7 protein-coding genes and 1 pseudogene are annotated in these 4,637 nt (G+C 70.9%); 5 read left to right on the plus strand and 3 right to left on the minus strand.

From position 1 onward, the window contains the following. Positions 1 to 972, minus strand: a 972-nt coding sequence (locus C2L59_RS00340; RefSeq protein WP_146060240.1) for an AMP-binding protein, incomplete at its 3' end; no start/stop codon positions are given. A 189-nt stretch (positions 973 to 1,161) separates the two neighbouring features. Next, positions 1,162 to 2,106: a YafY family protein gene (locus C2L59_RS00345; protein ID WP_103347485.1), complete on the minus strand. Its 945-nt coding sequence runs from the start codon at positions 2,104 to 2,106 to the stop codon at positions 1,162 to 1,164. 86 nt (positions 2,107 to 2,192) lie between these two features. On the opposite strand from C2L59_RS00345, the gene C2L59_RS00350 reads away from it, so the two are divergent. Beyond that, positions 2,193 to 2,585 (plus strand): VOC family protein, encoded by a 393-nt coding sequence (locus C2L59_RS00350; protein WP_103347486.1) that lies wholly within the window; start codon positions 2,193 to 2,195, stop codon positions 2,583 to 2,585. Here the strand turns inward: C2L59_RS00350 and C2L59_RS00355 are convergent. After that, positions 2,539 to 2,979 carry a hypothetical protein gene (locus C2L59_RS00355; protein WP_103347487.1) on the minus strand — a complete coding sequence of 147 codons (441 nt, stop codon included), beginning with the start codon at positions 2,977 to 2,979 and terminating at the stop codon, positions 2,539 to 2,541. The genes C2L59_RS00350 and C2L59_RS00355 overlap by 47 nt on opposite strands. An 87-nt stretch (positions 2,980 to 3,066) precedes the next feature. On the opposite strand from C2L59_RS00355, the pseudogene C2L59_RS48475 reads away from it, so the two are divergent. From C2L59_RS48475 to C2L59_RS00370, 4 genes and pseudogenes are all read left to right on the plus strand, one after another. Next, positions 3,067 to 3,174: pseudogene (locus C2L59_RS48475) on the plus strand (XRE family transcriptional regulator); the annotation flags it as partial. 52 nt (positions 3,175 to 3,226) lie between these two features. Next, complete coding sequence (locus C2L59_RS00360) at positions 3,227 to 3,673, plus strand: Scr1 family TA system antitoxin-like transcriptional regulator (RefSeq protein ID WP_233223182.1); 447 nt, start codon at positions 3,227 to 3,229, stop codon at positions 3,671 to 3,673. Then, entirely contained in the window at positions 3,666 to 3,869 is a 204-nt protein-coding gene (locus C2L59_RS00365) for a DUF397 domain-containing protein (RefSeq protein WP_103347488.1), read from the plus strand. The genes C2L59_RS00360 and C2L59_RS00365 overlap by 8 nt, the downstream gene beginning before the upstream one ends. A 34-nt stretch (positions 3,870 to 3,903) precedes the next feature. After that, positions 3,904 to 4,637: 3-hydroxybutyrate dehydrogenase (locus C2L59_RS00370; protein ID WP_103347489.1), on the plus strand; the 734-nt coding region annotated here is incomplete at its 3' end.

The following is a 4,637-nucleotide window of genomic DNA, read 5'->3' on the forward strand; positions in this document are numbered from 1 at the left end:
CTCGTCGACGGTCGGGTAGCCGGCGTCGGCGTCCGGCCAGGTGCTGATCCGGGCGAAGTCGCCGGGCACGTTGGCGATGGTCTGCGCGAACTCGTCGTCGGCCAGCACGGCGGAGGGCTGGTGCTCGGCGAGCACGTCCTTCACCGAGGCCGCGGACAGGCCGGTGTTCAGCAGGATGACGTCGGCGCCGAGCTTGCTGGCGGCGACGAACGACTCGATCATCGCGGCGTGGTTGCGGCACATCAGCGCGATCCGGTCGCGCTCGACGACGCCGAGTTCGCTCAGCGCGTTGGCGAGCCGGTCGCTGCGCTCCTGGACCTGGCGGAAGGTGCGGAGGCTGCGCTCGTCGTGCAGGGCGGGCTCGTCCGGCACGCGGGCCGCCGCGGCCTGGTAGCCGCCCGCGACGGTGGCGCCCCACTGCGCGAGGGAGTTCAGCTGACGCGCCAGCTTGTCCGGCCGCCCGGCGCTGAGCACGCCGGCGCGCAGCAGGATGCTCGTGGTGCGCAGCTTGGTGGCCTTGTTGGTCTCGCCGTCGGTGCCCGGGTCGTGCGCCCCGGCCAGGTGCAGGTCGAGGCGCCGGCCGAGGGCGCGGACGTCCTTCTTGATCGAAGACACGAGTTCCAGGTGCGACGGCGGCAGCATCATCCGCACGAACAGCTCGGTCTTCCCACCGGCGAGGGGTCTCAGCTCCAGGGAGACCCAGGTGCCCTCGTCGGGGACCCCACACCACACGACGTGCTCGCCGGGCCGGTAGACGACGGCCTGCATCTGCGCCTGGAGCATCGGCCCCCGCTCCGGGACGATCCGGATGACGCCCTTCGGGCCACGCCCGCGCCCGGCCGGTTCCTGAATCTCGCACCAGCTGATCTCCGGCACGAACCGCGAGTACCACTCCGGCGATCCGACGATCTGCCACACCACGTCCGGCGTGTGCCCGACCACGGCGCTCGCCTCGACCACATCGTCACGCATCGCTCGTCCCTCACGTAAGTGTCACCGAACGCACGTTCAGGTCACGGAGGCGTCACATTAGCAGCAAACGGGTGATCGCGGATACTCCGAACGGCCAGATACCGGTGGGTAACGGACACTCGTAGTGGGCCCTCCGGGTGTCCATTGTAGAGGAATGAACGCCGTTCACCGAGCTTGGCGAGGGTGCGGTCAGGGGACGGGCGCGTAGCGGGCCACCAGCTCCGCGCCGAGCCGGGCCAGCTCCGCCCGGACGGACGCCGGATCCTCCACCTCGACCAGCGCGCCCCAGCCCGCGAGCTCCTGCGCGATCATCACCGGCGCCGGGGCCGCGACCCTCGCCCGGACCCGGTCGCCCGGCAGTTCGGCGACCAGCTCGCAGTGCCGCCCGAACCGGTCCCGCAGCACCCCGAAGTGCCGCCGGTCCAGGACCACGTGCGCGCTGAGCAGGGAACGGCGTCTTTCGACCTCCTCGACGACCTCCCGCCACACCTGCGCCAGCTCCAGGTCCGAGGGGCGGTCCGCCGGGTCGCCGGTCGGGGTGGCCGCGAGGATGCGGTCCACCCGGAACGTGCGGCGCCCCTTCGCCGTGCCGGCGACCAGGTACCAGACGTCGTCCTTGTCGACCAGGCCCCACGGGTCCACCCGCCGCTCCGAGCGCTCGCGGCCTGCGTACGCCAGGAGCACCTGGCGGCGGGCGATGACCGCGTCCCGCAGCAGCGAAACCATCGGTGGCCGGTCCTTCGGGCGCTCGCCCCAGCCCGCCTGGTCGACGACGACCGCGTCCGCGGCGGCCTCCGCCTCCGCGCGGAACGTGCCCGGCAGCGCGCCCATCAGCTTCCGCAGCGCGGACTTGACCTCCGGGGAGCCGGTCGCCGCCGGGCCGGCCAGCAGGAAGAGGGCCTGCGCCTCGCGGGCGCTCAGGCCCGACAGGTCGGTGCGGGCGCCGCCGACCAGCTGCCAGCCGCCACCGCGGCCCGGCTGGGGGTAGACGGGCACCCCGGCGGCCGACAGCGCTTCGAGGTCACGGCGGGCCGTCGCCACGGAGATTTCGAGCTCGGCCGCCAGTTCCGCGGCGGTGACGCGGCCGCGCGTCTGCATCAGCAGGAGGGTGGCCACGAGGCGGTCGGCGCGCACGGGGGAAGTGTCGCAGGAAAAGTAGTCACTCGATGCGTACTTTTACTCCGCATGCTGGCTCCACACGAACCGCGAGGGAGCACGACATGCTGCGAGGAATGGCCACCGTCTCGTTCTACGCCGACGACCACGAAGCCGCGAAGGCCTGGTACACGGAGTTCCTGGGCATCGAGCCCTACTTCACCGTCCCGGGGTATGCCGAGTGGCGGGTCGGCGACTACCGGCACGAACTCGGCCTCATCGACGGCAAGTACGCCCCCGCCCGCCAGGACGGCCCCGGCGGCGAGATCGTCTTCTGGCACGTCGACGACCTCGAAGCGACGGTCGCGCGTCTGCTCGAGCTGGGCGCGAAGGAGTACGAGCCGATCACCGAGCGGGGACCCGGGTTCGTGACGGCGTCGGTCGTCGACCCCTTCGGCAACGTCCTCGGCGTCATGACGAACGTGCACTATCTCGCGGTGCTGGCGGAACGCTCATGAGCCGGTACGCCTCTTCGACGCACTTCTCGCACCGCTCGTGCCGGGCGGTCTTGTCCCATGGGTCCCTGCCGTAGAAGGGGAAGCAGCCCGCGCCGCAGCTGGCGAAGTAGATCAGCCCGAGCCGTACCTCACCGCGCCCGACGTAGTGGACGGCCCGCCGGCGCGGCTCCGAACCGCATTCGGGGATCCAGCCGTGGGCGGGCAGGCGGGCGGCGGCGATCTCGTCGAGCACGCCGGCCCGGGTGATCAGGTCCGCGCCGAGGCAGGCGAGCCGCTCGCCGAGATCGCGCATGCCGTCGGCGCGCAGGGGCGGGCCGGTCAGCCAGGTGACGTCGCCGGGAAGCGTTTCGGCGAGGTCGCGAAGACGGGTCAGTAGTGCGTGGTCCGGGTCCATGACCAGCAGGGAAACCGACGCGGATCCGCGACACCAGCGGACGGGCGGGCGACCGGGAAGGTCGGACCCCGGTGACACGATGCGGTCATGGCGACACCCTTCGCGACACCCCGGGCGAGAGCGCTCGGGTTCGGGCTGCGCACCTGCCGGGAAGCGCGCAACCTCGGCGTGCGGCAGCTGGCCCGGAAGATCGGCGTGCATGCGCAGGAGCTGTCCAACTGGGAGTACGGGAAGCGGATCCCGGCAGGTGGCGCTGCTGATGGGGGTCCTGGTGGTGGAGCCGGGGGAGCGGGCGAGGTTGCTGGAGCTCGCTCGCACCGCCCGCGAGTCGAGCTGGCTCACAACCTCGAAGAACGAAATCTATGTCCAGTACGAGCGTGAGGCGGTCATGGTCGATCAGCTCCGCTTCATGCTCGAGCTCGCGCGTCGGCGGCACGTCACCTTGCAGGTGTTCTGCGGGAGTTCGAGCTACCAGCCCGGGCTCGGCGGCCCGTTCGTGATTCTCGACTTCCCGCAGCTGCCGCCGATCGTGTTCCTGGAGCAGTACCAGGCGACGGGATACCTCTACGCTGAGGATCAGGTTGCCGATTACCGGTCGGCTGCGAAGAAATCGGCGGCTCTCTCCCTGAGCGAGCAGGACAGCTGCGCGCTGATCCGGGAGGTGATCGCCGAACTCGGAGGCCCGGATGCGTGAGTGGCGGACTTCCCGCTGTTCCGAAGACATCAACTGCGTCGAAGTGGCGCTCGGACCTGCGGCAAAAATCCGCGACACCAAGGACCGCGCCGGCGGCACCCTCCAAATCTCCACCCGATCGTGGGATGCCCTCCTCGCCACTGTATGTCGCCCGGCCACACTGGATCTTTCCGAGGTGTGGTCCTCCCGCACATAGCTGGCGACCCGCGTCACGCTTACCGTTCCCGTCCATGACCAGCGATCTGGACGGGCGCACCGCCCTCGTCACCGGCGGTGCGAGCGGCATCGGCCTCGCCTGCGTCCGCGCCCTCGCCGCAGCCGGGGCCAAGGTGCACGTCGTCGACATCGACGAGCAACGCACCGAAGCCGCCGCCGGCGAGGTCGGGGGCTGGGCGCACGTTGCCGACCTCAGCGACCCCTCGTCCATCGACGCCCTGCCCGCCGAAGTCGACGTTCTGGTCAACAACGCCGGCGTCCAGCACGTCGCGCCGCTCCAGGATTTCCCGCCCGAGCGGTTCACCCACATCCAGTCTCTGATGGTGACCGCTCCCTTCCTCCTCATCCGGCACACCCTCCCCGCGATGTACGCCCGGGGCTGGGGCCGGATCGTCAACATGTCGAGCGTCCACGGGCTGCGCGCCTCCGCCTTCAAATCCGCCTACGTCGCCGCGAAACACGGCCTCGAAGGGCTCTCCAAGGTCGCCGCGCTCGAAGGTGCCGAACACGGTGTCACCAGCAACTGCGTGAACCCCGGGTACGTCCGGACCCCGCTGGTCGACGGGCAGATCGGCGCCCAGGCCGCCGAGCACGACATCCCGCGGGAGGACGTCGTCGCCGAGGTGCTCCTCAAGCGGGCCGCGATCAAGAAGCTCATCGAACCCGAGGACGTCGCTTCCCTGGTGGTGTGGCTGTGCTCGCCGCACGCCGGTCACATCACCGGGGCCTCCATCCCCCTCGACGGCGG

It is taken from the genome of Amycolatopsis sp. CA-128772, assembly GCF_002904295.1.
Lineage (GTDB): Bacteria > Actinomycetota > Actinomycetes > Mycobacteriales > Pseudonocardiaceae > Amycolatopsis.

Bases quoted from the DNA above. Each gene is read 5' to 3' on its own strand.
- C2L59_RS00350 (WP_103347486.1), top strand. From the start codon at position 2,193: ATGCTGCGAGGAATGGCCACCGTCTCGTTCTACGCCGACGACCACGAA.
- C2L59_RS00355 (WP_103347487.1), bottom strand. From the start codon at position 2,979: ATGGACCCGGACCACGCACTACTGACCCGTCTTCGCGACCTCGCCGAA.
- C2L59_RS00365 (WP_103347488.1), top strand. From the start codon at position 3,666: ATGCGTGAGTGGCGGACTTCCCGCTGTTCCGAAGACATCAACTGCGTC.